This is a genomic window from Mesorhizobium sp. RSR565B (assembly GCF_054719465.1).
The window spans coordinates 3,484,297-3,511,166 of record NZ_JBTTIE010000001.1 but is presented as its reverse complement, the minus strand read 5'-3'; the positions used below and the strand labels follow the sequence as shown (position 1 = coordinate 3,511,166).

At 63.2% G+C, this 26,870-nt stretch carries 23 protein-coding genes and 1 tRNA gene; 15 read left to right on the top strand and 9 right to left on the bottom strand.

Translation table 11 applies throughout. The features are described 5' to 3' along the window. Positions 1-54 precede the first annotated feature (54 nt). Together ACYG9R_RS17090 and ACYG9R_RS17085 are read right to left on the bottom strand one after the other, a co-directional pair. Positions 55-1,026, bottom strand: a complete 972-nt coding sequence (locus tag ACYG9R_RS17090; protein WP_023823301.1) for a cation diffusion facilitator family transporter — start codon at positions 1,024-1,026, stop codon at positions 55-57. Between the two features lie 15 nt (positions 1,027-1,041). Then, a complete protein-coding gene (locus tag ACYG9R_RS17085; RefSeq protein WP_023747150.1) occupies positions 1,042-1,728 on the bottom strand; it encodes a GNAT family N-acetyltransferase in 687 nt (228 codons plus the stop codon). Between the two features lie 83 nt (positions 1,729-1,811). Between ACYG9R_RS17085 and ACYG9R_RS17080 the strand changes: the two genes are divergently transcribed. Beyond that, positions 1,812-2,996 carry a pyridoxal phosphate-dependent aminotransferase gene (locus ACYG9R_RS17080; RefSeq protein ID WP_023823300.1) on the top strand — a complete coding sequence of 395 codons (1,185 nt, stop codon included), beginning with the start codon at positions 1,812-1,814 and terminating at the stop codon, positions 2,994-2,996. A 12-nt stretch (positions 2,997-3,008) separates the two neighbouring features. Here ACYG9R_RS17080 and ACYG9R_RS17075 read toward each other — a convergent pair whose 3' ends face one another. Then, positions 3,009-3,770 carry an SDR family oxidoreductase gene (locus tag ACYG9R_RS17075; RefSeq protein ID WP_023823299.1) on the bottom strand — a complete coding sequence of 254 codons (762 nt, stop codon included), beginning with the start codon at positions 3,768-3,770 and terminating at the stop codon, positions 3,009-3,011. A gap of 354 nt (positions 3,771-4,124) precedes the next feature. After that, positions 4,125-4,862: a tellurite resistance TerB family protein gene (locus tag ACYG9R_RS17070; protein ID WP_023823298.1), complete on the bottom strand. Its 738-nt coding sequence runs from the start codon at positions 4,860-4,862 to the stop codon at positions 4,125-4,127. Positions 4,863-5,066: 204 nt separating this feature from the next. Here ACYG9R_RS17070 and ACYG9R_RS17065 point away from each other — a divergent pair, with 204 nt between their 5' ends. After that, positions 5,067-5,429 (top strand): YybH family protein, encoded by a 363-nt coding sequence (locus tag ACYG9R_RS17065; protein ID WP_023701047.1) that lies wholly within the window; start codon positions 5,067-5,069, stop codon positions 5,427-5,429. A 23-nt stretch (positions 5,430-5,452) separates the two neighbouring features. On the opposite strand, the gene trhO is transcribed toward ACYG9R_RS17065, so the two are convergent. Next, on the bottom strand, positions 5,453-6,379 hold the full coding sequence (trhO, locus tag ACYG9R_RS17060; protein ID WP_023823297.1) for an oxygen-dependent tRNA uridine(34) hydroxylase TrhO: 927 nt from the start codon (positions 6,377-6,379) through the stop codon (positions 5,453-5,455). A gap of 174 nt (positions 6,380-6,553) precedes the next feature. Here trhO and ACYG9R_RS17055 point away from each other — a divergent pair, with 174 nt between their 5' ends. Continuing rightward, the gene (locus tag ACYG9R_RS17055; RefSeq protein ID WP_023701045.1) at positions 6,554-7,192 is read left to right on the top strand and encodes a 2-dehydro-3-deoxy-phosphogluconate aldolase; all 639 of its coding nucleotides are present in this window, start codon (positions 6,554-6,556) and stop codon (positions 7,190-7,192) included. 137 nt (positions 7,193-7,329) lie between these two features. Here ACYG9R_RS17055 and ACYG9R_RS17050 read toward each other — a convergent pair. The 3 genes from ACYG9R_RS17050 to ACYG9R_RS17040 form a co-directional block, all read right to left on the bottom strand. Further along, positions 7,330-7,403, bottom strand: a tRNA-Gln gene (locus tag ACYG9R_RS17050). A gap of 120 nt (positions 7,404-7,523) precedes the next feature. Continuing rightward, the gene (locus ACYG9R_RS17045) at positions 7,524-9,350 is read right to left on the bottom strand and encodes a DUF882 domain-containing protein (RefSeq protein ID WP_023728404.1); all 1,827 of its coding nucleotides are present in this window, start codon (positions 9,348-9,350) and stop codon (positions 7,524-7,526) included. Positions 9,351-9,739: 389 nt separating this feature from the next. Continuing rightward, positions 9,740-11,278, bottom strand: a complete 1,539-nt coding sequence (locus tag ACYG9R_RS17040; protein ID WP_023823296.1) for a sigma-54-dependent transcriptional regulator — start codon at positions 11,276-11,278, stop codon at positions 9,740-9,742. Between the two features lie 145 nt (positions 11,279-11,423). Between ACYG9R_RS17040 and ACYG9R_RS17035 the strand changes: the two genes are divergently transcribed. The 12 genes from ACYG9R_RS17035 (at position 11,424) to ACYG9R_RS16980 (ending at position 25,724) form a co-directional block, all read left to right on the top strand. Then, complete coding sequence (locus ACYG9R_RS17035; RefSeq protein ID WP_023823295.1) at positions 11,424-13,262, top strand: M3 family oligoendopeptidase; 1,839 nt, start codon at positions 11,424-11,426, stop codon at positions 13,260-13,262. 414 nt (positions 13,263-13,676) lie between these two features. After that, positions 13,677-14,393, top strand: coding sequence for a protein in NADH-ubiquinone oxidoreductase complex (locus tag ACYG9R_RS17030; protein ID WP_023704007.1), 717 nt, complete (start codon positions 13,677-13,679; stop codon positions 14,391-14,393). A gap of 163 nt (positions 14,394-14,556) precedes the next feature. Further along, the gene (locus ACYG9R_RS17025; RefSeq protein ID WP_023823294.1) at positions 14,557-15,702 is read left to right on the top strand and encodes an aminodeoxychorismate synthase component I; all 1,146 of its coding nucleotides are present in this window, start codon (positions 14,557-14,559) and stop codon (positions 15,700-15,702) included. Further along, complete coding sequence (locus ACYG9R_RS17020; RefSeq protein WP_031199162.1) at positions 15,651-16,313, top strand: aminotransferase class IV family protein; 663 nt, start codon at positions 15,651-15,653, stop codon at positions 16,311-16,313. The genes ACYG9R_RS17025 and ACYG9R_RS17020 overlap by 52 nt, the downstream gene beginning before the upstream one ends. A 52-nt stretch (positions 16,314-16,365) precedes the next feature. Continuing rightward, positions 16,366-17,289 (top strand): heme-dependent oxidative N-demethylase family protein, encoded by a 924-nt coding sequence (locus ACYG9R_RS17015; RefSeq protein ID WP_023823293.1) that lies wholly within the window; start codon positions 16,366-16,368, stop codon positions 17,287-17,289. A gap of 2 nt (positions 17,290-17,291) precedes the next feature. Then, positions 17,292-18,530 carry a hypothetical protein gene (locus ACYG9R_RS17010; RefSeq protein WP_023823292.1) on the top strand — a complete coding sequence of 413 codons (1,239 nt, stop codon included), beginning with the start codon at positions 17,292-17,294 and terminating at the stop codon, positions 18,528-18,530. A 127-nt stretch (positions 18,531-18,657) separates the two neighbouring features. After that, on the top strand, positions 18,658-20,103 hold the full coding sequence (locus ACYG9R_RS17005) for a homospermidine synthase (protein WP_023691759.1): 1,446 nt from the start codon (positions 18,658-18,660) through the stop codon (positions 20,101-20,103). Positions 20,104-20,291: 188 nt separating this feature from the next. Then, positions 20,292-20,669 carry a hypothetical protein gene (locus ACYG9R_RS17000; protein WP_023823291.1) on the top strand — a complete coding sequence of 126 codons (378 nt, stop codon included), beginning with the start codon at positions 20,292-20,294 and terminating at the stop codon, positions 20,667-20,669. A 196-nt stretch (positions 20,670-20,865) separates the two neighbouring features. Next, a complete protein-coding gene (locus ACYG9R_RS16995; RefSeq protein ID WP_023823290.1) occupies positions 20,866-22,893 on the top strand; it encodes a bifunctional metallophosphatase/5'-nucleotidase in 2,028 nt (675 codons plus the stop codon). A gap of 155 nt (positions 22,894-23,048) precedes the next feature. Further along, complete coding sequence (hemH, locus tag ACYG9R_RS16990) at positions 23,049-24,113, top strand: ferrochelatase (RefSeq protein WP_023686407.1); 1,065 nt, start codon at positions 23,049-23,051, stop codon at positions 24,111-24,113. A gap of 158 nt (positions 24,114-24,271) precedes the next feature. Further along, positions 24,272-25,222: an SPFH domain-containing protein gene (locus ACYG9R_RS16985; protein WP_023671952.1), complete on the top strand. Its 951-nt coding sequence runs from the start codon at positions 24,272-24,274 to the stop codon at positions 25,220-25,222. Between the two features lie 37 nt (positions 25,223-25,259). Next, positions 25,260-25,724 (top strand): NfeD family protein, encoded by a 465-nt coding sequence (locus ACYG9R_RS16980; RefSeq protein WP_023686409.1) that lies wholly within the window; start codon positions 25,260-25,262, stop codon positions 25,722-25,724. An 87-nt stretch (positions 25,725-25,811) separates the two neighbouring features. On the opposite strand, the gene ACYG9R_RS16975 is transcribed toward ACYG9R_RS16980, so the two are convergent. Continuing rightward, the gene (locus tag ACYG9R_RS16975) at positions 25,812-26,807 is read right to left on the bottom strand and encodes a KpsF/GutQ family sugar-phosphate isomerase (RefSeq protein ID WP_023686410.1); all 996 of its coding nucleotides are present in this window, start codon (positions 26,805-26,807) and stop codon (positions 25,812-25,814) included. Positions 26,808-26,870: the final 63 nt, after the last annotated feature.

Sequence of the window (26,870 nt, the reverse complement as noted above, 5' to 3'; positions counted from 1 at the left end):
TCCCGCCACAGCGGGAACTCGTCAACTCGGATGCCAATGCCATGAAATTCCCTGTCAGTGATAATGGCCGTGATGCGGTGGCGCACCATGGTCGTGGTCATGATCGTGCTCGTCATGGCTGTCGGCGCACTGGCCGAATTCCGGTTCGACCGTCGCGTGGCTGATGCCGTGTTCGGCGGCGAGCCGCTTCTTGATGGCGCTGACCGCCTGGTGCGGATCGATGCCATCGTTGAGGCAGGCATGCAGCGTCGCCATGTTGCTGGAGCCGTCCAGCGACCAGACATGCATATGGTGCACCTCGCGCACGCCCTTGACGGTGCCGGCAATGTCCTTGGCGATGATGTCGCGGTCGAGGCTTGCCGGTACGCCTTCGAGAAGGACGTGGGCGGCTTCGCGCATCAATGACCATGCGGTGGACAGGATCAGCAGGGAGACCAGCACCGACAGAATCGGGTCGATCGGCGTCCAGCCGGTGGCCAGGATGACCAGCGCCGCCACGATCGCCGCCGCCGAACCGAGCAGGTCGCCCAGCACATGCAGGATGGCGCCGCGCATGTTGAGGCTGTCGTGGTCGCCGCCATGCAGCACGAAGAACGAGGCGAAGTTTACCAGAAGGCCGGCGATCGCCACCACCAGCATCGGCCCGCCCAGCACCGGCGCCGGCGTCATCAGCCGGCCCCAGGCTTCGTAGACGATCCACAGCGCAATGGCGAAGATGGCAATGCCGTTGGTGTAGGCAACCAGCGTCTTGACTCGGCCGAAGCCATACGTGAGGCGCACCGTCGCCGGCCGCCCGCCAAGATGGAAGGCGTACCAGGCAAGGCCAAGCGCAATCGAGTCGGCGAGCATGTGGCCGGCGTCGGCCAGCAGCGCCAGCGATCCCGTCAAAAGGCCGCCAAGCCCTTCGGCCACCATGAAGCCGGCGGTCAGGCAGGCTGCGATCAGCACACGCTTCTTGTCGGTCGAGCCATGCACGTGGCCGGCGCCATGCCCAGCATGCAAACCATGATCATGGCTGTGCGCCATCGGAAAAAACTCCTGTTACGCGCCGAACTCGGCGCGGAAATCCTCGAGCCGCCGCTTCTGCCGGCCTTCGCCATCGAAATTGGCGGGATCGAGCCATGCCTCATAGGCTTTGCGCAGCGCCGGCCATTCCTTGTCGATGATCGAGTACCATGCCGTATCGCGGTTTTCACCCTTGACCACAAGATGCTGGCGGAAAATGCCCTCGAACTTGAAGCCGAACCGCTCCGCAGCGCGCTTCGAAGGGTCGTTGCGGTTGTTGCATTTCCACTCGTAGCGGCGATAGCCGAGCCCGTCGAAAATGTACTTCATGAACAGGAACTGCGCTTCGGTCGCTGCCGGCTTGCGCGAGATCAGCGGCCCCCAATAGATGTTGCCGATCTCAATGACGCCATAGGTGGGATCGATGCGCATCAGCGTCTGTCGCCCCGCGACCCTGCCGCTGGCCTTGTCGATGACGGTGAAGAACAGCGGATCCTCGCTCGCCTCGACCTTGTCCAGCCATGGCTGGAAATCGGCGCGGGTTTGCGGCGGATAGTCGGGCAGCCAGGCAAAGCGGCCGTCAATGTCAGGCACCGACGACGCCTCGTAAAGGCCGTCGCCATGCTTTTCGGCGCTCAGCGGTTCGAGCCGGACATAGCGGCCGTCAATGGGCTTGCGCTCGGGCCGCGGACGCGCTTGCCAATCTTTGAGATTTTCCGACACGCAAAACTCCAATCCGTTTGACTTTTGTGAGCAGACGCTCACAAAAACGCGACCTAACAGCAAGAACCACACGGACGGGAAAAATGCTCCACACGATTTCGGCCTTCGACCGCCTCGGCGAGGAAAACGCCTTTGCCGTGCTGGCGCGGGCGACCGCACTGGCTCAACAGGGCCGCGATATCGTCAATCTCGGCATCGGCCAGCCCGACTTCAAAACGCCGCAGCACATTGTCGACGCAGCGATCAAGGCGCTGCGCGACGGTCACCATGGCTACACCCCGGCCAACGGCCTGCTGGCGACGCGCGAAGCGGTGGTGCGGCGCACGCTGGCCACCACCGGCGTCGAGGTCTCGCCGGAAAATGTGATGATCCTGCCCGGCGGCAAGCCGACCATGTTCGCGGCGATCCTGATGTTCGGCGAACCCGGCGCCGAGATCCTCTATCCCGACCCTGGCTTTCCCATCTATCGCTCGATGATCGAGTTCACCGGCGCCGCGCCCATTCCGGTGCCGATCCGCGAAGAGAACGGCTTTGCCTTCTCGGCCGAGGAGACGCTGGGGCTGATCACCTCGAAGACGAGGCTGCTAATCCTCAACTCACCGGCCAACCCGACCGGCGGCGTCACGCCGCGCGCCGAGATCGAGAAGCTGGTGGAGGGGCTGCAAGCGCATCCGCAGGTCGCTATCCTCTCCGACGAAGTCTACGACGTCATGACCTATGACGGCGAGACGCATTTTTCGCTGCTCAATTTTCCGGAAATTCGCGACCGGCTGATCGTGCTCAACGGCTGGTCGAAGACATGGGCGATGACCGGCTGGCGCATGGGCTGGTCGATCTGGCCGAATGGCGACAAGGGCGGGCATCTCTACGACAAGGTCCGCAAGCTGGCGGTCAATTGCTGGTCCTGCGTCAACGCGCCGAGCCAGTTCGCCGGCATCGCCGCCATCGACGGCCCGCAGGACGATGTCGACAAGATGATGCGCGCCTTCGACAACCGCAGGAAGATCGTGGTCGAGGGGCTGAACGCGCTGCCCGGCGTCTCCTGCATTACGCCGAAAGGCGCATTCTATGCCTTCCCGAATGTTTCGAAGACCGGCTGGAAGGCCAAGAAGCTCGCCTCGGCACTGCTCGAGGAGGCCGGCGTGGCGCTGATCGGCGGCCCCGATTTCGGCATTCTCGGCGAAGGCTACATCAGGCTTTCCTACGCCAATTCCGAAGAGAACATCTTGCACGCGCTGGAGCGGATCGAGGCGTTTTTGAAGAGGTAGGCCTTCGGCTGTTCACCCACGCCCCACGAACGGCATCTTGGTCGCCATCACGGTCATGAACAGCACGTTGGCGTCGAGCGGCAGGCTGGCCATGTGGACGACGGCGTCGGCGACGCGTTGGACGTCCATCACCGCCTCGGCGGCGATGGTGCCATTGGCCTGCGGCACGCCGACCGTCATTGCGTGCGCCATATCGGTCAGCGCGTTGCCTATATCGATCTGGCCGCAGGCGATGTCATAGGGCCGGCCGTCGAGCGCCAGCGTCTTGGTCAGCCCCGATATGGCGTGCTTGGTCGCGGTGTAGGGCACCGAGCCCGGCCGTGGCGCATAGGCCGACACAGAGCCATTGTTGATGATGCGGCCGCCCATTGGCTTTTGCTTGCGCATGACGCCGAAGGCGGCGCGGGCGCATAGGAACGATCCGGTGAGATTGACTCCGACAATATCGTTCCAGACCTCGACCGGGATCTCGTCGATGGGCGTCGACTTGTAGCTCATGCCGGCATTGTTGAAGAGCAGGTCGACGCGGCCGAAGGCTGCGGCCACCGTCTCGAACAGGTCATCGACTTCGCCGGCCTTGCTGATGTCGCAGGCAACCGCCAGCGCCTTGGCGTCCGTTTTCCCGGCCTCGGCAATGGCGGCATCGAGCACCGCTTTGCGGCGGCCGCAAAACACCGTGTTCCAGCCCGCCTTCAGCAGCGCCGTGGCGACGCTCTTGCCGATGCCGGTGCCGGCGCCGGTGACGATGGCGGTTTTCTCTGGGAGGGCTGTCATGGATTTTGCTCCTGCGCGCCGCGCATCCCGGCACAGATCGGGGTGCATCCGAATGCACCGACCCATCGCAAATGACGGGGATCATGGCAAGCCGGACACTGTGCATGTCGCTCAAAGTGGCCCCGGTTGTGAGAGAACGACATGCATCAGGACAAAAACATGAAGCGCGACGCACTTTATGTGATCGGTCCAACAAAAAGGGGCGGTCATTGGCGACCGCCCTGATCTGAACCGGGCTTGGGAGGAGGAAAGCCCGATCCGACTGACTAAAATCATGCGCTTCCTCGGTAAACGAGACGTTAACGCATTTTTTCCGGCCTCGGCCCCCCTGCCCCAGGCGCGCGGCTGCGTTGTCTACCAGCGCGGGTTCGGCGCCGTGCCTGACGGAACCGGCACCTTGGCCGCCGACACCGTCGCCTCGACATGATCGACGGGCGCATCCGGCAGGCCGAGCCGGCCGGCGAGCAGGTCGAGATAGCCGCGTTCGGCGCGCGTATCGGGGTCGATCGTCAGTCGGGACGCCGTGTAGAGCTCGAGCCTCTGCTCATCGGTCTTGGCGCCTGCGACCAGCGTATCGAGGTCGAGCGGGCTGTCCAGCTCCGCCATCAGAAACTTTTCCGCTTCCGTGCCGATGCCGGCCAGACTGAGCTTGCCGGCGATCTTTTGGCGTTCCGCGTCATCGACATGGCCATCGGCCTTGGCCGCCGAGATCATCGCCCGCACCAGGGTCAGCGTGAACTCGTCCTCGCCCTGTGGCGCCTGTGAAGGATGAAAGCCGGTGTCGGCGGGCGGCGGCAGCAATTCCGGCTGGCCGGCCGCCGGCGCCTGCTCGGGTGCATTGCCGGCCTTGTAATTCTGGTAGGCCTTGTAGGCGAGACCGCCGATCGCAGCCAGTCCGCCGAGCTTCACGGCCGTGCCGGTGACCTGCCGTCCCGTGCCGGTTCCAAGCAGCACCGCGGCCAGCGCACCGGCGGCCAGCGGATTGTCCTTGGCCATCTGCACAGCCTGCCCGGCCTTGTCGCGAACGGTGCCGGTTGTGCCGGGAACTTGCGAGCCGAGCAGATCGTCGAGAAGCTTCTTGGGGTCGAACATGGTGCCTCCAGAAAAGGGCCCGCACCAACGTGGACGGGCAGGTTTTGGACGTTGCAGACGTAGGTCCCGCACACTGACATTACAATGACGGAGGCGCGCTTTGCTATCGGCGCCGGCAATGCCGCAAATCGGTGATCGGTGTGTCGATACCGGCCTCGGCTTGCGCTAATGTCGCCGCCGCATTGTCGAGGGAGGAACCTTGCTGTGACCGATCAACCTGGCCGGGAACCGGCGCGCGATCCGCAGGATCTGGAACGTTTGTTGATCGACCGGCAGTGGGCCGGAGACATTGACGGCATGGTGGCGTTGTTCCAACCCGATGCCGTCATCGACACCGGAGCAGCCGAATTGACGCGTGGCCACGAGGCGATCCGCGCTTTGTTCGAAGCCTTTGCCGCGAGCGGGCGAAAATTCCAGCGCGGCGAGCAGCGCCCGGCGGCCATCAACGGCGACCTCGCGTTGACGTCGACCAGGCTTGCCGACGGCTCGATAACCTCAGAGGTCGCGCGCCGGCAGGCCGACGGCACATGGCTGTGGGTGATCGACCGCTATTCTGTCGTGTGGTGATCCAGTCAGGGCGTCGGCGGCACTTAACTGCCGATATGTCCCCTGCCTTGCGCCTGCGCAAGTTCGACCTGGCGCTGGCGCTCGGCATAGCGGGTGCGATCCTCATCCGAGCGTGCCTCGTAGCAATGCGGGCATGACACGCCGGTGGAAAAATGCGGCGACAGCCGGTTCTCCGGCGTCAGCGGATGCCGGCAGGCGCGGCAGAGTTCGGCCTCGCCTTCGGTCAACCCATGCGACACCGAGACCCGCTCGTCGAAGACGAAACACTCGCCCTGCCACAGGCTGTCTTCGGCCGGCACCTCTTCAAGATATCTGAGGATGCCGCCCTTGAGATGGAACACATCCTCGAAGCCGAGCGACTTCACATAGGCCGTCGCCTTTTCGCAGCGGATGCCGCCGGTGCAGAACATCGCAACCTTGCGGCCGTCGAGTTGGTCGCGGTGTTTTTCCACCCAGGCCGGGAATTCGCGAAAGCTCGACGTGCGCGGGTCCACCGCGCCCTCGAAGGTGCCGATCGACACTTCGTACGCGTTGCGTGTGTCGATGACGATGGTGCCGGGGTCCGAGATCAGCGCGTTCCAGTCGGCCGGCGCGACATAGGTCCCCGCACCCGTCGCCGGGTCGAGGTCTTCGACGCCCATGGTGACGATCTCGCGCTTCAGCCGCACCTTCATGCGATGGAACGGCATTTCGGCGGCCGTGCTGTATTTGACCTCGAGATCGGCAAGACCCTCGATGGCCTCGAGATAAGCGATCAGGTCGGCTATGTCGGTTTCGCTGCCGGCGACCGTGCCGTTAATGCCCTCCTGCGCCAGAAGCAGCGTGCCCTTGATGCCGCGCCCGCAGCAGAAGGCGGCAAGCGGCCTGCGCAAGACCCGCAGCGCGTCGAAGTCGCCCAGCCTCGCAAATTTGTAGAGCGCGGCAACGCGCACGGGTTCATGGTTGGTCATCGCCAAGCCACTAGACCGTGGTCAAAGCGGATTCAAGGCAGAGCTAAAGACACTTCGTCGGTATTCGCCCGCAGGCTCGTTGGCCGACATGTGACATCGCGGCAGGCCGGGTTTCGTGGACTCGGAATCGGCCTTCTGCTAATCGGTTGAAATCACCTAGGGAGAGACAAGCCAATGCTCAGCAAGACCGAAACGCTCCTGTCGCTGCTCAATGGCCAGCCGGTCATTCCGGTGCTGAAGATCGCCAATGTCGCGGACGCCGTCCCGCTCGCCCGGGCGCTGGCCGCCGGCGGCCTGCCGGCAATCGAGATCACGTTGAGAACCGCCGATGCGCTGGAAGCGATCCGCCGCGTCGCCGGTGAGGTCGAGGGCGCCATTGTCGGCGCCGGCACAATTCTCGATGCCAAGCAGTTCGACGAGGCAGCGGCCGCTGGCTCGAAATTCATCGTCAGCCCCGGCATCACGCGAGAGTTGCTGGCGGCGGCTAAGGACAGCGACGTTCCCTTGCTGCCCGGCGCCATCACGCCCGGCGAGATCATGGCTGCCCGCGAGGCCGGCCTGCGGTTCCTGAAATTCTTCCCGGCCGAACAATCCGGCGGCATCGCCTCGCTGAAGGCCTTTGCCTCGCCGCTGGCCGACGTGAAATTCTGCCCGACCGGCGGCATCTCGGCCAAGAACGCGGCCGACTATCTCAGCCTGTCCAACGTTATCTGCGTCGGCGGCTCGTGGGTGGCGCCGGACGAGTTGGTCAAGGCCGGCAAGTGGGATGAGATCGAGGCGCTCGCACAGACCGCGAGCAAGCTCGGAAAATAACCTCCGCTACTTTGTCTTTGCGCAATTCCCAAGGGAAGCGCTCCGCGCTTTCCCGGGAAAATCACAGTGTTCCCGGAATTGCACTCGGCACAAAAACCCGCCAGCTGCGCCGACCGGGTTTGCTACGCGTGAGATTTTGGTTCCCGCTCATGGGCTCGAACCACGATTCACGCCTTCAAAGGGCGCTGTCCTACCATTAGACGAAGCGGGAATGCAGCTTGGTGGTTAGCATTCTGTGGCGATGGAAGCCAGTGCTCGAGATCTCGCTAAAAACAAAAGCCGCACGGGTTGCCCAGCGCGGCTTCGAGTCGATAACGCCCCGGTCACGCCCTTACTTCGTCTGGAAGCGGGCGACCGAAAGGAATTTTACGGCATTGCCGGTGAAGCGGTTGGCATCGGCCATCTGGTTGTCCGCCTGGAAGCCTGCGGTGTAGACCTCGCTCGGCGGCGTATGCACGATGTTGTAGGCATAGCGCGGCGCTGTCGTCGGGCTGGAAACGGTGGCGATGTTGTCGCCGCTGCTCAGCGCCCAGCGCGCCGCCTGCGGTTCGGCCGCCACCACCACTGCCTTCGGTCCTGGCTTCAGGTCGCGAGCCGAAGCCCTTGCTTCCTTGCGTGTCGTCTTGACGCCGGCGCCGATCACCGAGGCTGGATCGGTACCGGCGGGACGGGCAGCAATAGCACCGCGCGGCGATGCGGCATCGACACCTGACGGATCGTTGAAAGCCGAGCGCGGCTCAAGCGACGCAACCTGATAGTCGTCGGTAGCACCGGCTGTATCGGCGGCACTGGCCTGTTCGAGAACCGCCTTGACCTCGTCCGGACGCTGCGACGGCAGCACCGAGAACGCGTCGGTTGCGGTCTGCTTGTGGGCAGCCGTATCGGCCAGCGCCAGCAGAACGCCCTTGTCCTGCGGCGCAAGCTCAGCCGGCGGCGAAGAGCGGTCGGGACGCCAGGTCGGCAACGGGACGTTGACCGCGACCTGCGCCGGAGCGGCAGCTTGATCGGCCCCTTGGTCGGCATTGCTCGCATCGGCCGTGCCGAACGGCACATTGGCCGGCGCCTGCGCCGTCGCCACCGTCTGTTCGGTGGTGGCATCGGCCACGCCGAACGGCACGGTCTCAGGTTGTTGCGCGCCGACATCGGCCTTCGGCCGCGGTGCGAAAGCGGGCAGCGGCACTTCCTTGGCGGGCAGCGCGGCGATGATCGTCTCCGGCGTGTCCTGCGGCTCCGAATCGTCAGCGCTGTCGTCGGCAAGCTGCGGAATGTTGGCGCGCTTGGCGTTCTGCGGCGACACGATCGCGATGCCAGGCAGATTGCTGTTGTTGTTGCTCGTGGCAGCCAGCACCGGCTTCACGCTTCTCGGCGGCGGCGCGGCGGTAGCGACATCGGCGCTGTCGTCGGCTTCGTCTTCACCGCCACCGCCAAAGAACGCGGACAGGAAGCCACCGGATTTCTTGGTGCTGCCGCCTGCGCTGGCCATCATGATGGCAGGAGAACCGGCGCCCTTGCGCGCCTTGTAGGAGGCGAGCGCTTGGTCATAACCCGGCAACGGCCTGCCGTCGCTCGGCACATGCAGCGTCTTGCCATTGGGGAACAGGCTGACCAGTTCCTGGCGGCTGATGCCTGGCCAATGCCGCACATTGCCGACGTCCATGTGGACGAAGGGCGACCCCGACGACGGATAGTAGCCGACGCCGCCGCCCTGCATCTTCAGGCCGATGTTGCGCAGCTTTTTCAGCGGCACACCCGGAATGTAGAAGTCCATCGCCTTGCCCAGCATATGCTGGCTTTCCTTGGCGACACCGCGGCTGCGGCTGCGCAGCATCGAATTGGTCGACGGCGAGCGATAGCCGCAAACGACCTGGATGTAGTCGGTGGCGCCGGCCTGCCGGTAAGCTTCCCACACCAGATCGAGCAGGCGCGGATCCATCTTGGTCGGTTCGTTGCGACGCCAGTCGCGCAGGATGATGTTGATCTTCCTGAGGCCTGCCGGATCGTAGCGGCCATTGCGCTTGTAGACGATCTCGGCCTTTTCGTGCGTGTGGAGGTGATAGAGCTTGAGCGAGCGCGTTTCAGCGCTGGCGCCGGCAGCAGTTGCGGCGAGGAAAGCGAACGCAACGATCAACGCTGCCAGCCATCTCGGCCAGACGCCCATGTGATCGCGCCGCCCGTTTCTGTGTCGTTCGACTTTGTTCAAATCAAAAGGCCTTGCAGGCTGCCGTTTGTCCCCGGATTTGTCCAAACGGATGCGTGGTTCTCACATCCGAATATCGATCCTAATGGTTAATCATCGCTTATTGAAGCCGAAATGCGGTAACACCGTGGCGATATCCCGTCAAAAATAATACACAGGATTTCTTGGTAAACTGCTGGTTTAGATCAAGATTCAGCCTTTTCCCGCTACACGATCTGTTACCGCTGGCCTTAATGCGTGAACAACGCTGTCCGCATCAGTCATATTCCCGCCCCAACCCTTATGCAGCGCCGGATGTGGCATGGCAAGCTGGTCCCGGCCTTGCGTTGGCAAGCTGTGGAATTCGGCGTTCAGGAGGCAAGGCGGTCGAGGCGGCCGGTTTCCGGGTCGACGCCGTATTCCTTGAGCTTGCGGTAGAGCGTCGAGCGGCCGATGCCGAGACGCCGCGCGACCTCGCTCATCTGGCCGTTATAATGGTCGATGGCGAGCTTGATCATTTCGAGTTCGACATCGGCCAGCGCACGCACATTGCCACGCTCGTCCAGCGCCCGCAGCGTGCCGAAACGCTGAAGCAGCCTCGCCGGAGGGGCGGGCTCGGCAGCTGCAGTACCGGCGTCGTCAGTCTGCGCGCCATCGCCTTGCGATCCGGTGCTCAAGGCCATGCCGGGGTCCGACAAGGACGCATCGGCGTCGAGATTGACGGTGCCGTCGACCTGCGCCCGGATCTGCGGAAATTCGTCAGTCGTGAGCACATCGCCTTCGGCAAGCACCGAGGCCCTGAACACGGCGTTTTCCAGCTGCCTGATGTTTCCCGGCCAATCATAGGCCTGCAGCATGGCCAGTGCGGCATCCGAGATGCCGTGCAGGCGATTGCCCGCCGGCGCCACCTTGTCCATGAAATGCTTGACCAGATAGGGGATGTCGTCGCGGCGGTCGCGCAGCGGCGGCACGACGATCGGGTAAACGTTGAGCCGGTAGAACAGGTCCTCGCGAAACTTGCCGTCCTTGACCTGCTGCAGAAGGTTGCGGTGCGTGGCCGAGATCAGCCTGATGTCGACCCTGACGGTGGAACGGCCGCCGACCGGATCGACCTCGCCATCCTGCACGGCGCGCAACAGCTTGACCTGCACGTCGAGCGGCAGGTCGCCGATCTCGTCCAGGAACAGCGTGCCCGAATGCGCCTCGACGAACTTGCCGGTATGCTTTTCGGTGGCGCCGGTGAACGAACCTTTTTCGTGACCGAACAGGATCGATTCGACCAGATTGTCGGGGATGGCGCCGCAATTGACGGTGACGAACGGTTTTGTGCGGCGTTCGCCGCTGCCCTGGATGGCGCGCGCCACCAATTCCTTGCCAACGCCCGATTCGCCCTCGATCAGGATCGGGATGTTGGAGGCCGCAGCCTTCTGGCCGAGGCGGATCACCCGGTCCATCGCCGGGCTATGCGTGATCATGTCCTTGAATGTCAGGTGGCCGCCCCGACGCCGCGACGTGCGCTTGACCTCGTCCTCGACCGCCTCGACCTTGAGCGCGTTGCCGATCGCGGTCTGCAGCCGGTCGGGAGACGCCGGCTTGACGACAAAATCGAAGGCGCCGTGGCGCATCGCCGAGACCACCGTTTCTATGCCGCCCTGCGCAGTCTGCACAATGACGGGAACAGTGATGCCGCGCTCGCGCATCGCCTTCAGCACGCCGATGCCGTCGAGGCCCGGCATGACAAGGTCGAGGATGACTGCCGAAATATCCCTCGCATTGGGTCCGTCAAGCGCGCTCAGACCGGCCTCGCCGCCATCGGCAACGATGGCGCTGTGGCCGAATTTCGTCACCGCCGCTTCGAGCAGCCGGCGCTGCACGGGATCGTCATCGACTATAAGAATGGAACCTGTCATGACTGATTTGAGTTGCCCGCCTGGGAAATTCCCATGGATCATCTTGGCACAGGGTTCTAAACAAGGTTTCAAAAAACCCGGTGAACGAATTCCTTAGGATTTGACCGGCTTGTCCTTTCCCCTTGATTCCAGAAGGTAATTGTTGATGAGCAGGATTCTCGGTCGGCAGCTTGCGGCGGTAGCGTCCGGTCAGGGCGCGGCGGAACTTGGCGACCTGCCGGAATGGAATCTCGCCGATCTTTATTCCGGCATGGAGGCGCCCGAACTGAAGCGTGACCTTGCCAAGGCGGCGGCCGACGCCGTCGCCTTCGAGAACCGCTGGAAGGGCACACTGGCTGCGGAGGCCGGGCGCGGAAGCGCCGGCAGGCTTGGCGAGGCGCTGACAGCCTATGAGGCGCTGGAGGAACTGATCGGCCGCATCGTCTCCTATGCCGGCCTGATCTATGCCGGCAACACCGCCGATCCGCAGCGCGCAAAGCTCTATGGCGACATCCAGGAAAAGATGACCGACGCCAGCGCGCATCTTCTGTTCTTCGCGCTGGAACTGAACCTGATCGATGACAAGGCGCTCGAATCCGCCCTCGCCGCCGACGCCGGCTTTGCCCATTACCGGCCCTGGGTGCTCGACCTCAGAATGGACAAGCCCTACCAGCTCGAGGATCGGGTCGAGCAGCTGTTCCATGAGAAGTCGATCACCGGGCGCGGTGCCTGGAACCGGCTGTTCGACGAGACGATGACCGATCTGCGTTTCGACATAGACGGCGAGGAACTGACGCTGGAGCCGGCGCTGAACCGCCTGCAGGACGCCGATGGGGAGGTCCGCCGCCGCGCCTCCGAAGCGCTGGCCACAACCTTCCGCAAGAGCCTGCGCACCTTCACGCTGATCACCAACACGCTGGCCAAGGACAAGGAGATTTCCGACCGCTGGCGCGGCTTCGAGGACATCGCCGACTCACGCCATCTCGCCAACCGTGTCGAGCGCAGCGTGGTCGACGCGCTGGCATCGGCCGTGCGCGAGGCCTATCCGCGCCTGTCTCATCGCTACTACGCGATGAAGGCGCGCTGGCTGGGCATGGAGGTGATGAACCACTGGGACCGCAACGCGCCCTTGCCCGAAACGCCGCAAGCGGTGATTCCTTGGGATGATGCCAGGAACACTGTGCTATCGGCCTATCAGCGCTTTTCCCCCGACATGGCGGAGATCGCCCGCACCTTCTTCGACCGCAACTGGATCGACGCGCCGGTCAGGCCCGGCAAGTCGCCCGGCGCCTTCGCCCATCCGACCGTGCCTTCGGCGCACCCTTACGTGCTGCTCAACTACATGGGCAAGCCGCGCGATGTGATGACGCTGGCGCATGAACTCGGCCACGGCGTGCATCAGGTGCTCGCCGGCGGCCAGGGCGCGCTGATGGCTTCGACGCCGCTGACTTTGGCCGAGACGGCCTCGGTATTCGGCGAGATGCTGACCTTCCGTTCGCTGCTCGATCAGACCACCGACAAGCGCGAGCGCAAGGCGATGCTCGCCCAGAAGGTCGAGGACATGATCAACACGGTCGTGCGCCAGATCGCCTTCTACGAGTTCGAGCGCAAGGTGCATGCCGAGCGCAAGAATGGCGAACTGACCTCCGACAAGCTCGGCCAGTTCTGGCTCGAGGTGCAGGCCGAAAGCCTGGGGCCGGCGATCAAGCTGCGCGAGGGCTATGAGGTCTTCTGGACCTACATCCCGCACTTCGTCCACTCCCCCTTCTACGTCTACGCCTATGCCTTTGGCGACTGCCTGGTGAACTCGCTCTACGCGGTCTACCAGAACGCCGAGCATGGCTTCCAGGACAAGTATTTCGAGATGTTGCGCGCCGGCGGCACCAAGCATCACTCGGAGCTTCTCGCGCCCTTCGGCCTCGACGCCACCGACCCCGCCTTCTGGCAGATCGGGCTTGGCGTGATCGGCGGCCTGATCGACGAGTTGGAAGCGCTCGACAGTTAATGCGGGCACCCATTGGACCGATGGCGCAGAGTGACAGGTTCAGGAGCGGTCTCGACTTTGCGGAATCGCAGAACAGTTTAGCCGGAATGCATGTGACGGCAGCGTTGTTCTTGTTCTAAATATCTGTTCTTGAATAACTCTCCGGCGAAATTTTCCGTTAGCTTTCCCGAAGCCGTATGATAGCTTTCCGACCGAAGCTCAGCCGGGCGCGCGGCTTAAGGCCGGACAGCATCCCGGCCCATGGCAGCGGTCTGACGAATGCGACAGCGACGGTTGGCAATGGGCGGGAAAGCCGAACGCCGACAGTCGACGACAGACCGGCTGTTCCCTGAGCCGCCGAACCACATTGGATGATCCGATCTGCCAAGGTCATGACTTGGGACGGCGGCGGACGGATCCGACTGGAGAGAGACGATGACCTTCTTTTACATTGTCCTGGCGTTCCTTGTAGGTGTGTTGGTTGGCTGGTTTATCTGGGGCCGGCTGCGCGGCGAACTTGACAGCCTGCGCGGCGATCTCGACCGCACCCGCAGCGAGCGGGACAGACTGCGCGCCGACGCCGACCGCCTGACCGGCGAACTCGACGCCTGCGGCAAGACCCGCGCCGATCTCGAACGCCGGCTGCGTGAAACATCGGCTCCATCCGCCAAGCCTTCCAGTTCGGCGCCGGCCGCGCTGGTGTCGACAGCGGCAACGGCCAAGTCCGCCCCGGCCGCGAAACCGGCCCCCGCCAAACCCGCCGCGGCCAAACCAGCTGCGGCCAAATCCGCGGACGCAAAACCAGCGGCCAGCAAACCTGCCGCCGCCAAGGCCGCGCCCAAAGCCGCGGCTTCAAAGCCCGCCGCCGTCCCGAAGAAGGCCGCCCCGGCAGCTGGGAAGGCCGACAATCTGCGCCGCCTGATCGGTATCGGCCCGGTCAACGACAAACTGCTCAAGGGCCTTGGCGTCACGACCTACGCGCAGATCGCCGGCTGGACCGCGACCGATGTCAAGCGCATCGAGGACACGCTGAATTTCGACGGCCGCATCGCCCGCGAAAAGTGGGTCGAGCAGGCCAAGCTGCTTGCCGCCGGCGACGAAAAGGAGTTCGCACGCCAATTCCCGAGCGCCGGGACCGCCAACAACAGCTGATCTGTCATCGGCAACATAACCAGAAGGCGGCGCTCTCGGGCGCCGTCTTTGTTTTTGCATTCGCCACTGTCTTTGCGCCCTGCGACGCCGCTCCCTCGATTGCACGCCGCCCGGCCCCCATATAGAGCGGTTCTGGCGTCATCGACCGCAGCACCCGAGCCCCATGCCCCTGCCCTCTGCCATTTTCCGCAACGATGAAAGCGGCCGTCAGTTGGTCTTCGACCACCAGGCCGACATCATCATTGCCTATGATGCCAAGGATTTTCTGCCGGCGCTGGTGGCCGCGCAGGCCGCGAGCGATGCCGGCAAATGGCTGGCCGGCTATTTCTCCTACGAAGCGGGCTATCTGCTCGAACCGAAACTGGTGCCGCTGCTGCCTGAAGGCCGGCGCGCGCCACTGGTTTGTCTGGGTGTGTTCGATGCTCCGGTCGAAGAGGCCGTGCCGCGCAACGGTGCGCCGGCCACCAATGGCCCCATCTTCGACGCCAAGGCCAGTTGGTCCGCTCAGGACTACGCCAAACGCTTCGCGCGCCTTCACGACCACATCCGCAAGGGCGATTGCTACCAAGGCAACCTGACCTTTCCGGTCCGTGCCCAATGGTCGGGCGATCCGCTTGCTGCCTTCGACGCACTGACAGGACGCCAGCCGGTCAAGTATGGCGCGCTGATTTCGCTCGGCGATCCAATCGTCTTGTCGCGTTCGCCCGAGCTGTTCTTCGAGATCAATGCCGAAGGCATGATCGAAACCCATCCGATGAAGGGTACCGCACCGCGCGGCGCGACCAAGGCCGAGGACGCGCGGTTGAAGTCCTTCTTGCGCAGCGACGAAAAGAACCAGGCCGAGAACCGAATGATCGTCGATCTCCTGCGCAATGACATCTCGCTGATCAGCGAGGTCGGCACGCTGGAAGTGCCGGAACTGTTCCGCATCGAGAGCTACCCGACCGTCCATCAGATGGTGAGCCGTGTGCGGGCGAAGCTTCTGCCTGATCTCGGCATCCGCCAAATCTTTGGCGCGCTGTTTCCCTGTGGCTCGATCACCGGCGCGCCGAAAATCCGCGCCATGGAAATCCTGCACGAGCTGGAAGAGACACCGCGCGACGTCTATTGCGGCGCCATCGGCTGGATCGCGCCTGCCGGCATGATGCGCTTTTCGGTGGCGATCCGCACCATATCGCTCTTTTCCAGTGGCGAGGCCGTTTACAATGTCGGCGGCGGCGTCGTCTTCGATTCGACGGCGCAAGAGGAGTATCAGGAGTGTCTGCTGAAGGCGCGCTTCGCGACGGGGACACCGCCGATTTCGAGCTGATCGAGACGATGCGCTGGGAGCCCGGCCAGGGCTTTCTGCGCTTCGAACGCCATCTCGCGCGCCTTTACGGCTCGGCGGAAGAACTCGGCTTTGCCTGCGATCCGCAGCGGATCGGCGAGGTGCTGGCGAATACTATCGGGGCGCAGCAAAAGGCGCTGCGCACCCGGCTCGTCCTGCAGCGCAATGGCGAAGTGACCGCCTCGGTCCAGCCCTATGAGCCGTTCGCCGCCGACAAGGTCTGGCGGCTGCAGCTGGCACGGGTGCGGCTCTCCTCCACCGACACGCTGCTGCGCCACAAGACCGGCCGGCGGCAAGTCTACACTCACGCCCGCTCCGAATATCTGATCACCCAGGCCGACGAAGTGTTGCTCGCAAATGAGCGCAGTGAAATCTGCGAAGGCACCATCACCAACGTCTTCGCCGATTTCGGTGATGGCATGCTGATGACACCCAGGCTCGACTGCGGCCTGCTGCCTGGCGTATTGCGCGCCGAGCTGCTGGACGAAGGCCGCGCCCAGGAGGCGATCTACAGCTATGACGAGTTGAAATCCGCCAAAACACTGTTCGTCGGCAATTCTCTGCGCGGCTTGATCCCGGCAACATTGGCCTGATACGAAGCGGCTGCGAGAATAACCGCCGGCATTGGACACTTTCTAGCGAAGCATGAATTCTCGTCAGCCCACGCACACGCCCTATGATGGCTCCTCAAAGCTCTTCACCATCGGGCTGAAGCCGCTCGAGCTCGACAAGTGGATCGAGGTCGACCGGTATCTCTTCGACCATCTCGCCGAAAAGCGCCGGCTCTATGCCGAGATTCCCGACAAGGTGTTTGTCGAGGAAGACGGCACGCGCGACACCCAGCGCGAAGTGCGCGGCCTCATCGAAGCACATCTGCTGTCGACATTTCCCGGGATGTACCGGCGCACCAATGCCGGGGTTGAGGTCATTGGCGCCAAAGCCGACTCTGACGCCACCTTCCCCGATGCCCCGCTGGTCGCAGCGTCGCTGCTCGTCCAGGAAGACCTGATCCTGATGCGCCGTGACGACACCGGCTGGCGGCTCGCCGCCGGCTCGCTGTGTTTCCCGTCATCCTGGTCGCTGGTCGAGAAATTCGGCCGGCCGCTGCAGCAGATCCACGCACCGGTGCCGGGCTTCGGTCCGGGCACCAGGCCGGCCGAGCTCATCAACCGCATGTTCGACGGCCTGCAGGGTCAGGCCGTCGAACGCTTCAACTGGTCGATCCAGGCCGGCGACGCGCTCTATCACCCGCTCTCCAATGTCGAGCGCATCGACCGCGCCACCAGGCGCCCCTCGCGATTTCCCGACGGCGACGTCAACACCCACGCCTTCATCCGCGTGGAGCGCCAGACGCTGCGCAAACTGCCTCTGTCGCGCGACATCCTGTTCACCATCCGCATCCATCTCGACCCGCTGAAAGTGCTGGCGCGGCATCCCGACCGGGCAACGCTTGCCGCCTCTTTCGCGGCGCAATTGCAGGCGCTGGATGAGGCTCAACTCGACTACAAGGGGATGACATCAGACCGTGACCGGCTGATGCAACGCCTGCAAACCATGGCTCAGGAGTGACGATGATCCGACATGTTCTGAAGCTAGCCGTCCTGCTCGGTGCATTGCTGGCGTTGCCGGCAACAGCGCATGCGGAACCGGTGACCTATGCGGGGAAGCTCGGCAACATCGACATCGTCGTCGAGTTTACCGGTGATCCGGCGACGGCTGGAGAGGCACTGGCGGGCCGCTATTTCTACCGCTCCAAGGGCGTCGATATTCCTCTGCAGGCGAAGTCGAGCAAGGGCGCCACCTTTCAATTGGCCGAGGAAGAAGCCTGCGATGCCAAGAAGTGCCGCGACGGCCAGGCTCCACCCATCGGCGCCGTCTGGCGGTTGAGTTCCGCCGACAAGGGCAAGACGCTGGAAGGCACCTGGACGGCCAAAAAGACCCAGCCGCTGAAGCTGACAAGGATCGCCAGCCGTGCCCAGACGGAGACGCCGGCGACGACGCCACGCGATCTCTATGATTTCACCGACATGACATTCTCGGGCGACGATGCGCCGATCACCATGGCGGCATCGCCCTACGACTATCTCAAGCTGGATTTCGCGCCCAAGGCAGACGCCAAGGAAGGTTGGCCGGATGCAGCCTACAACTATGTCACCGATCCGCGCACCAAATTCGCCAGGCCGCGCATCGTCGATCTCGCCGGCAGTGCGCCGATCGAAGCCGCCAATGCCTTGCTGCAGAACCGCCATTGGCATGACAGCCTCAGCGCCTTGACATGCGCGGCGCTGCAATATGCCGGTTTCCACGACGGGCCGCCGATGGAGGGCATGGACGACGATTCGCTTGGCGGCTATGAAGACACGACGTCCAAAGTTACGTCATTGACGCCGAAGCTGATGAGCTGGTCGGAATCCGGCAGCCTCTATTGCGGCGGTGCGCATCCGAACAACTATTCCGAGGCCTATGTCATGGACGTGCGCCGTGGCGCCTTGCTTACCCTTCAGGACATGTTTTCCGATACGGTCGACGGCAAGCCAGGCCCCTCGCTGGCCACCTTCGTCAAGGAGAAGCGCAAGAAGCCAAGCGACCAGACCGAGGTGGATTACGAGGCCGAATGCGGCATCGACGATTTGATCGGCGACTATCTCGGCGCCAGCCTGAAGCGCGATGGCGACAGGCAGGTTCTGGTCTTCGGACTGCAAGGTTTGCCCAACGTCATCCAGGCTTGCGGCGGCGATCTCGTTGAAATCCCGGACTCCGAAGCACAAGCGCTGCTCACGCCGGAATTCGCGAAACTGCTCGAACCGTAGGCGCATCTGCGCCGTCGGGAACTAACCTTATCCCTGCTTTTCGCTTTATTGTGACAATGATCTATGGTTTGTCGCGCGGCGGTCGAACGGCCGTTTTGGCGCGTTGCTTGAAGGAGTGCTCGATAAAATGGCGAATGAAAACTGGCCCGTTTACGGTGAAATCACCGGCCCTGTCGTGATGATCGGCTTTGGTTCGATCGGACGGGGAACGCTGCCTCTGATCGAGCGCCATTTCAAATTCGACAAGTCGCGCATGACGGTCATCGACCCGCTCGACACCGACCGCAAGCTGCTCGACGAGCGCGGCATCGCCTTCGTGCAGGAGCACGTGACCGAGAAAAACTACAAGAAACTGCTGACGCCGCTTTTGACCAATGGTGGCGGCCAGGGCTTTTGCATCAATCTGTCGGTCGATACCGGCTCGGTCGACCTGATGCGGCTCTGCCGCAAGCTCGGCGTGCTCTACATCGACACCGTCGTCGAGCCGTGGCTCGGCTTCTATTTCGACGCCAAGGCCGACAATGCCAGCCGCACCAACTACGCGCTGCGCGAAGCCTTGATCAAGGAGAAGCACGACAAGCCCGGCGGCGCTACCGCGGTTTCGACCTGTGGCGCCAATCCGGGCATGGTCTCGTGGTTCGTCAAGCAGGCGCTGCTGAACCTTGCCGGCGACCTCGGCCTTGAGTTTTCCGAACCCGCGCAGGACGACCGTGACGGCTGGGCGAAGCTGATGAAGAAGGCCGGCGTCAAGGGCATCCACATCGCCGAGCGCGACACCCAGCGCACCAAGAAGCCGAAGCCGATGAACGTGTTCTGGAACACCTGGTCGGTCGAAGGTTTCATCTCGGAAGGGCTGCAGCCGGCCGAGCTCGGCTGGGGCACGCATGAGAGATGGATGCCGAAGAACGGCAAGGAGCACAAGCATGGCTCCAAGGCTGCGATTTATCTCGAACAGCCCGGCGCCAACACCCGCGTGCGCTCCTGGTGCCCGACGCCGGGCGCGCAATACGGTTTCCTGGTGACGCACAATGAGGCGATCTCGATCGCCGACTTCTTCACCGTGCGCGGTAAGAAGGGCAAGGTGCAATACCGCCCGACCTGCCACTATGCCTATCACCCCTGCAACGACGCCGTGTTGTCACTCCACGAAATGTTCGGCGCTGCCGGCAAGCCGCAGCCGGTCCACCATGTGCTTGACGAAAACGAGCTGGTCGATGGCGTGGACGAGCTTGGCGTGCTGCTCTACGGCCATGCCAAGAACGCCTACTGGTACGGTTCGCAGCTGTCGCTGGCCGAAGCCCGCAAGCTGGCGCCCTACCAGAACGCTACCGGCATGCAGGTCACCTCGGCCGTGCTCGCCGGCATGGTCTGGGCGCTGGAAAACCCGGAAGCCGGCATCGTCGAGGCCGACGAGATGGACTACAAGCGCTGCCTGGAAGTGCAGTCCCAGTATCTCGGACCAGTCAAGGGCTACTACACCGACTGGACGCCGCTCGATAACCGTCCGGGCCTGTTTCCCGAGGACCTCGACAAAAGCGACCCGTGGCAATTCCGCAACATCCTCGTTCGATAGCGGTTCCATACCCCTGCCTCACTGCCTTGCAATCGCCCGGAAATCGGGCGATTGAAGGGATGCGGACGAGAGCAGTGTGCATCCAGTTGGACGCACGAGGGACGGCTCTGGAAACTTGAGGCCACGCACATCGTGTTCTCCAAAACGTCGTTTGACGATTGGGCCGATGCGTCAGGAGAGGATTTGATATGACGATTGCGCGCAAAATTCTTTCTGCGGGCGCGGCGGGCGCTCTTGCGACGATGCTTGCCGCCTGCACCACCGGCGGCTCCGACGGGCCACCGATCTCATCGCAGGCGCGAGGCGTCGAAGGCTCATGGCTGAACGCCGAAGGCAAGGCGGTCTCGACATTGAACGGCAGCGTCTTCACCACCGTTTCGGCGGAGACCGGTGAGAAATTCGCTGACGGCAGCTACACCAAGACCGGCGCCACCTCGGTCGAGATCAACGGAACCTCGCTTATCCGGCAGCAGCCAATCGCTTTCAACTGCCTGCTGGTGTCCATAAACCAGCTGAATTGCACCAGCTCCGCCGGGCAGAACTTCGTGCTGACCAGGCGCGGCTGAACCTTTCCCATGCGGCTTTGCGGATGGCGGCGGCGCGATGCCGCCGCCTTTTTATGCCGGCAAACCGATGCCGGTTATCCGCCCTGATTCTTCTTGCATCGCCACAACCGCGATGTGAACATACCCGAAATGCTGGCTGTTATCCTGCAGTCGGGCAAGAGCGTTAAACGCCTTTGATCATATCCGGGAGACGAAGATGAAGAAGCTCGCCGCCATTGCCGCCCTCTCTGCCTCGACACTCGGCCTGTCGGCCGCACCATCCTTTGCCGACTACACGTTGAACATCCTGCATTTCAACGATTGGCACAGCCGCATCGAAGGCAACAACAAATACGAGTCGACCTGCTCGGCCGAGGAAGAGACCAAGGGTGAGTGCATCGGCGGCGCCGGCCGGCTGGTCACCGCGATCGCACAGGAGCGCAAGAAGCTCGAAGGCCAGAACGTGCTGCTGCTCAATGCCGGCGACAGCTTTCAGGGATCGCTGTTCTACATCACCTACAAGGGCACGGCGGAGGAGGAATTCCTCAATCAGATCAAGCCCGACGCGGTGACGCTCGGCAACCACGAATTCGACGATGGCGAGAGCGCGCTGGTGCCTTATCTCGACAAGGCGAAGTTCCCGATCGTCAGCGCCAATGTCGTGCCCAACGACAAGTCCGGCGCCGCAGGCAAGATCAAGCCGTCGATTGTGCTTGAGGTCGGCGGCCAGAAGATCGGCATTGTCGGCGCCGTAACCAACGACACGCCGGAACTCGCCTCTCCCGGCCCCAACATTACCATAGAGGACGACGTGAAGTCGATCACCGCCGAGGTCGAGAAGCTGAAGGCGCAAGGCGTCAACAAGATCATTGCCGTCACCCATATCGGCTACAGGCGCGAGCGCGATGTCATCGCCAAGATCCCGGGCATCGATGTGGTGGTCGGCGGCCACAGCCATTCGCTTCTGTCCAACACCGACCCGAAGGCGGAAGGCCCCTATCCGACGATGGTCGACAACCCCGACGGCTCCAAGGTGCCTGTCGTGCAGGCCGCGTCCTATTCGAAATATCTCGGCGAATTCAAGGTCGTGTTCGACGACAATGGCAACGTCAAGGAAGCTAGCGGCGACCCGATCTTCCTCGACAAGTCGATCACTCCCGATCGGGCCGTTCTTGCCCGCATCAAGGAACTCGGTGCGCCGATCGAGGCGCTGAAGAACAAGGAAGTGGCCGAGACCACCGAGGCCATCGACGGCAGCCGCGAAAGCTGCCGCACCAAGGAATGCGCGATGGGCAACCTCGTCTCCGACGCCATCCTCGACCGCGTCAAGGGACAGGGCGTCGAGATCGTCGTCTCGAATGGCGGCGGCCTGCGTGCTTCGATCGACAAGGGCACCGTGACCATGGGCGAGGTGCTGACCGTGCTGCCGTTCCAGAACACGCTGGCGACCTTCCAGATTTCCGGCAAGGATCTGGTTGCCGGGCTGGAAAACGGCGTCAGCCAGGTCGAGGACGGCGGCGGCCGCTTCCCGCAGGTGGCAGGTCTCAAATACTCCTTCGACAAGTCGGTCGCGCCCAATGCAGGCCGAGTCAAGTCGGTCGAGGTGATGCAGAACGGTACCTGGGCGCCGATCAATCCGGACAAGGACTATCTGGTCGCCACCAACAATTACGTCCGCCAGGGCGGCGACGGCTACAAGGTCTTCGCCGAGAAGGCCAAGAACGCCTATGATTACGGCCCGGGCCTCGAACAGGTGGTCGCCGACTATCTCGCCGCGCACCGGCCCTATACGCCCAAGCTCGACGGCCGCATCACCGAGGTTGCCGCAACCGTAGCGGCTGCCCCGGCCGCCGAGCCGGCAAAACCAGCCGAACCGGCACCTGCTCCAGCGGAACCGGCAAAACCGGCCGAGGCTGCACCGGCGGAGCCGGCGATGCCCGCATTGCCGGCAGGCTCCGGCGACATCACCACCACGCCGCCGACTGTCCCGGCGGAAACCGCCCCGGCAACGCCGGCTCCGGCCGAACCGGCAAAACCGGCCGAAGCCGCACCTGCTCCGGCAAAGCCGGCTGACGCCGCCCCGGCCGAAGCCAGCCATGTCATCGTCGCCGGCGATACCTATTGGGATCTCGCCAAAAAGGCCTACGGCGACGGCGCCAAGTGGAAGGTGATCTCCGAGGCCAACAAAGGCTACGAACCACGCCGGCTTCCTGTCGGCGCGACCTTGACCATTCCGGCGAAGTAACCTCGCTTCGCACTTGCGACCAGCAAAACCCGTCCGGGTAACCGGACGGGTTTTTGGCTTTCAGGGTAAGGTGCGGCCAGACGCGGCATTGAAAACTCGCGCCGCTTCGCTAGGTTCGCCCGACATCGTCGGTTTCGCGGTGTCGGGAGACCTTCATGACGCTTTCCACGCCTGTCGACCCCAAAGCCGCGAAAGCGCTCGACCCGCTGCCGGCCGGACATCCGCCGGTAAAGGCAGGCAAGATCGGCGTCATGTTGGTCAATCTCGGCACGCCGGACGGTACCGATTTCAAGCCGATGTGGCGCTATCTCCGCGAATTCCTGTCCGATCCGCGCGTCATCGAACTCAACAAGGCGATCTGGTATCCGATCCTCTACGGCTTGGTGCTGACCACCAGACCGAAGAAGTCCGGCGCCAATTACGCCAGGATATGGAACCGCGAGAGGAACGAGTCGCCGCTGCGCACCTACACCCGCGCGCAGGGCGAAAAGCTGGCCGCAGCGCTCATCGACCTACCCGATGTCGTGGTCGACTGGGCGATGCGCTACGGCAACCCCTCGACCGCGAGCGTCGCTCAAAGGCTGGTCGAGCAAGGCTGCGACCGCATCCTGTCGTTCCCACTCTACCCGCAATACTCCGCGACCACCACCGCGACCGCCAACGACCAGCTGTTTCGCGCCTTGATGAAGATGCGCCGCGCGCCTGCCGTGCGCAGTGTTCCGCCCTACTATGACGAGCCGGTCTACATCGAGGCGCTCGCCCATTCGATCGAACGGCATCTGGCAACGCTAGACTTCGAGCCCGAGGTGGTCATCACCTCCTATCACGGCATCCCGAAGCCCTATTTCGAGAAGGGCGATCCCTATCACTGCCACTGCCAGAAGACGACACGGCTGTTGCGTGAACGACTGGGGTGGGATGAAAAGAAGCTGATCATCACCTTCCAGTCGCGCTTCGGCGCCCAGGAATGGCTGCAGCCCTACACCGACAAGACGGTCGAGAAACTGGCGAAGGACGGCGTGAAATCGATCGCCATCGTCAACCCAGGCTTTTCCGTCGACTGCATCGAGACGCTGGACGAAATCGGCCGCGAGGCGGCCGAGACCTTCCATCACGCCGGCGGCGAGAAATTCGCCCACATCCCGTGCCTCAACGACAGTGCAGAAGGCATGGCGGTGATCGAGGCGATGGTGCGGCGCGAGCTGTCGGGCTGGGTCTGAGGCCGCCACGTTGCGGCGATCGATCGCCGCAGTTGCGCTATTCCATGCACTAATAATCAACGATCACCTGATTGTAACATTATTGAAACACACCTAAGTGTTTGGTGAAGTCGGTTGCATGGAATCAACGCCATGGCCGGCATCTGAGGGAGATTCAAATGGACTTCAGTGGTTTCGGTATTGCGATTGGTGCGCTTGCCTTTCTGGTATTGGTGCTTCTTATCAAAGGCATCCGGACAATCCCGCAAGGCTATAATTATACGGTGGAGCGTTTTGGTCGTTACACCAAAACACTAAGCCCCGGCCTCAACCTCATCGTGCCGTTCGTCGACCGAATCGGCGCCAAGATGAACATGATGGAGCAGGTGCTCGACGTTCCGAGCCAGGAAATCATCACGCGCGACAACGCCATTGTGGGCGTCGACGGCATCGCCTTCTACCAGATCCTCAATGCGGCCCAGGCCGCCTACCAGGTCGCCGGCCTGGAGAACGCCATCCTCAATTTGACGATGACCAACATCCGTACCGTCATGGGTTCGATGGACCTCGACGAACTGCTGTCGAACCGCGACGCCATCAACGAACGGCTGCTGCGCGTCGTCGACGAAGCGGCGCATCCGTGGGGCATCAAGATTACCCGCGTCGAGATCAAGGACATCAATCCGCCGGCCAACCTCATCGAATCGATGGGCCGTCAGATGACCGCCGAACGCAACAAGCGTGCGCAGATCCTCGCCGCCGAAGGCCTCAAGCAGTCGCAGATCCTCGAGGCCGAGGGCCGCAAGGAAGCCGCCTTCCGCGACGCCGAGGCGCGCGAACGCTCGGCCGAAGCCGAAGCGCGAGCCACCCAGGTTGTATCGGAAGCCATCTCCAAGGGCGACGTGCAGGCACTCAACTACTTCGTGGCGCTGAAATACACTGAAGCGATGGGCAAGATCGGCACCGCCAACAACAGCAAGGTCGTGCTGATGCCGATGGAAGCCTCGGCGCTGATCGGCACGCTCGGCGGCATAAGCGAGATCGCCAGGGAGGTGTTCCGCAGCGAAGGTACCGCCGGCGCCGCCAGGCAAGCCGCCCGCCCTCCGGTGGTTCGCCCAAGCGAGAATTGAGGCTAGCTGAGAACTGAGATCATAGGAGCGCACTCCCATGTTCGACCGCATCATTTCCGAACTTGGTCCGTGGAACTGGATGGTTCTGGGCTTCGTCCTCCTGGTGATGGAGGTCATCGCGCCAGGAATATTCATGCTGTGGATCGGCATCGCCGCATTGGTGATCGGTGTGATTTCCCTGCTCGTCTGGGACGCAAGCTTCTGGGCCTGGGAAGTCCAGGTCCTCGCCTTCCTGGCCCTGTCGCTGGTCTCGGCCCTTGCCGGAAAGAAGCTGGTTGGTGGGCGTAATACCCCTAGCGACCAGCCGCTCCTCAACCGGCGCGGCGCGCAGTTGGTCGGCAGGATGGCAACGCTGGCCGAGCCGATCAAGGACGGTCGCGGCCGCATCAAACTCGGCGACACACTGTGGCGCGTCTCCGGTCCCGACCTGCCGGCCGGCACGCAGGTGCGCGTCGTCAGTTCGGCCGACACGGATCTGGAACTGACCGTCGAGGCTGTTTGACATTTCGAAAGCGCATGGCGCTTTCGATCCGGAAAATCAGGGCGCGTCGCGCAGGGCTTCCCGAACGCGACGCGTCCTTTGATTTTTTCAGGCGGCGCCGATGCGCAGCAGGTCGTGCAGATGAACCAGTCCCACGAGCCGCCTGCCTTCGACCACCATAAGGCTCGTAATGGCCGAATTGTTGATAATCTGCAGCGCCGTCGCCACCAGCGTGTCCGGTGTGGCGGTCTTCGGCTTTTTCGTCATCACCTGATCGACGCTCATTTCCATGAGATTGCTGCCGATGTGACGCCTGATGTCGCCGTCGGTGATGATGCCCACCAACGCGCCATCCGCCGTCGCGATCGCCACGCAGCCGAAGCCCTTGTTCGACAATTCGAGGATCGCCTCGCGCATGCCCGTGCCGGAAGACACCAGCGGCAGCCTGTCGCCGACATGCATGATCTCGTGGATCTGCGTGAGGTTGGCGCCGAGCTGGCCGCCGGGGTGGAACGTGCGGAAATGGTCGGGCGTGAAGCCGCGCGCTTCGAGCAGCGCTATGGCCAGCGCATCGCCGACCACCAGTTGCAGCAGGGTCGATGTCGTCGGCGCCAGACCGTGCGGGCAGGCTTCCGGCGCGGACGGCAGGAGCACCACCACGTCGGCCGCGCGCGCCAGCGCCGAGGCCGCGCCCGCGGTAATCGCAATCAGCGGGATCGAGAAGCGCCTGGAATAGGCGACGATGCCCATCAACTCTTTGCTCTCGCCGGACCATGACATGGCGATGATGGCATCGTCTCTGGCGATCATGCCAAGGTCGCCATGATTGGCCTCCGCCGGATGGACGAAGAAGGCAGGCGTGCCGGTCGAAGCCAGACTAGCCGCGATCTTAGTGCCGATATGGCCGCTTTTGCCGACGCCGGTGACTATGACGCGGCCATTGATGCGCGACACCATGTCGACGGCGCGGGCGAAAGGTTCGGCCAGTTCGTTCTCCAGCGCGGCGGCCAATGCCGCCACGCCGGCCTGTTCCGTGGCTACCGTTCTCAGCGCCGAGGCGACCGAAGCCTCCAAAGGCTTCTTTTCTGGGGATCCCGCATGCATGGCTGATGCGATTAGCGCTTTGCCGTTCGCCTGTCCAACAGAATTGCCGTCCAGCCATGTCGT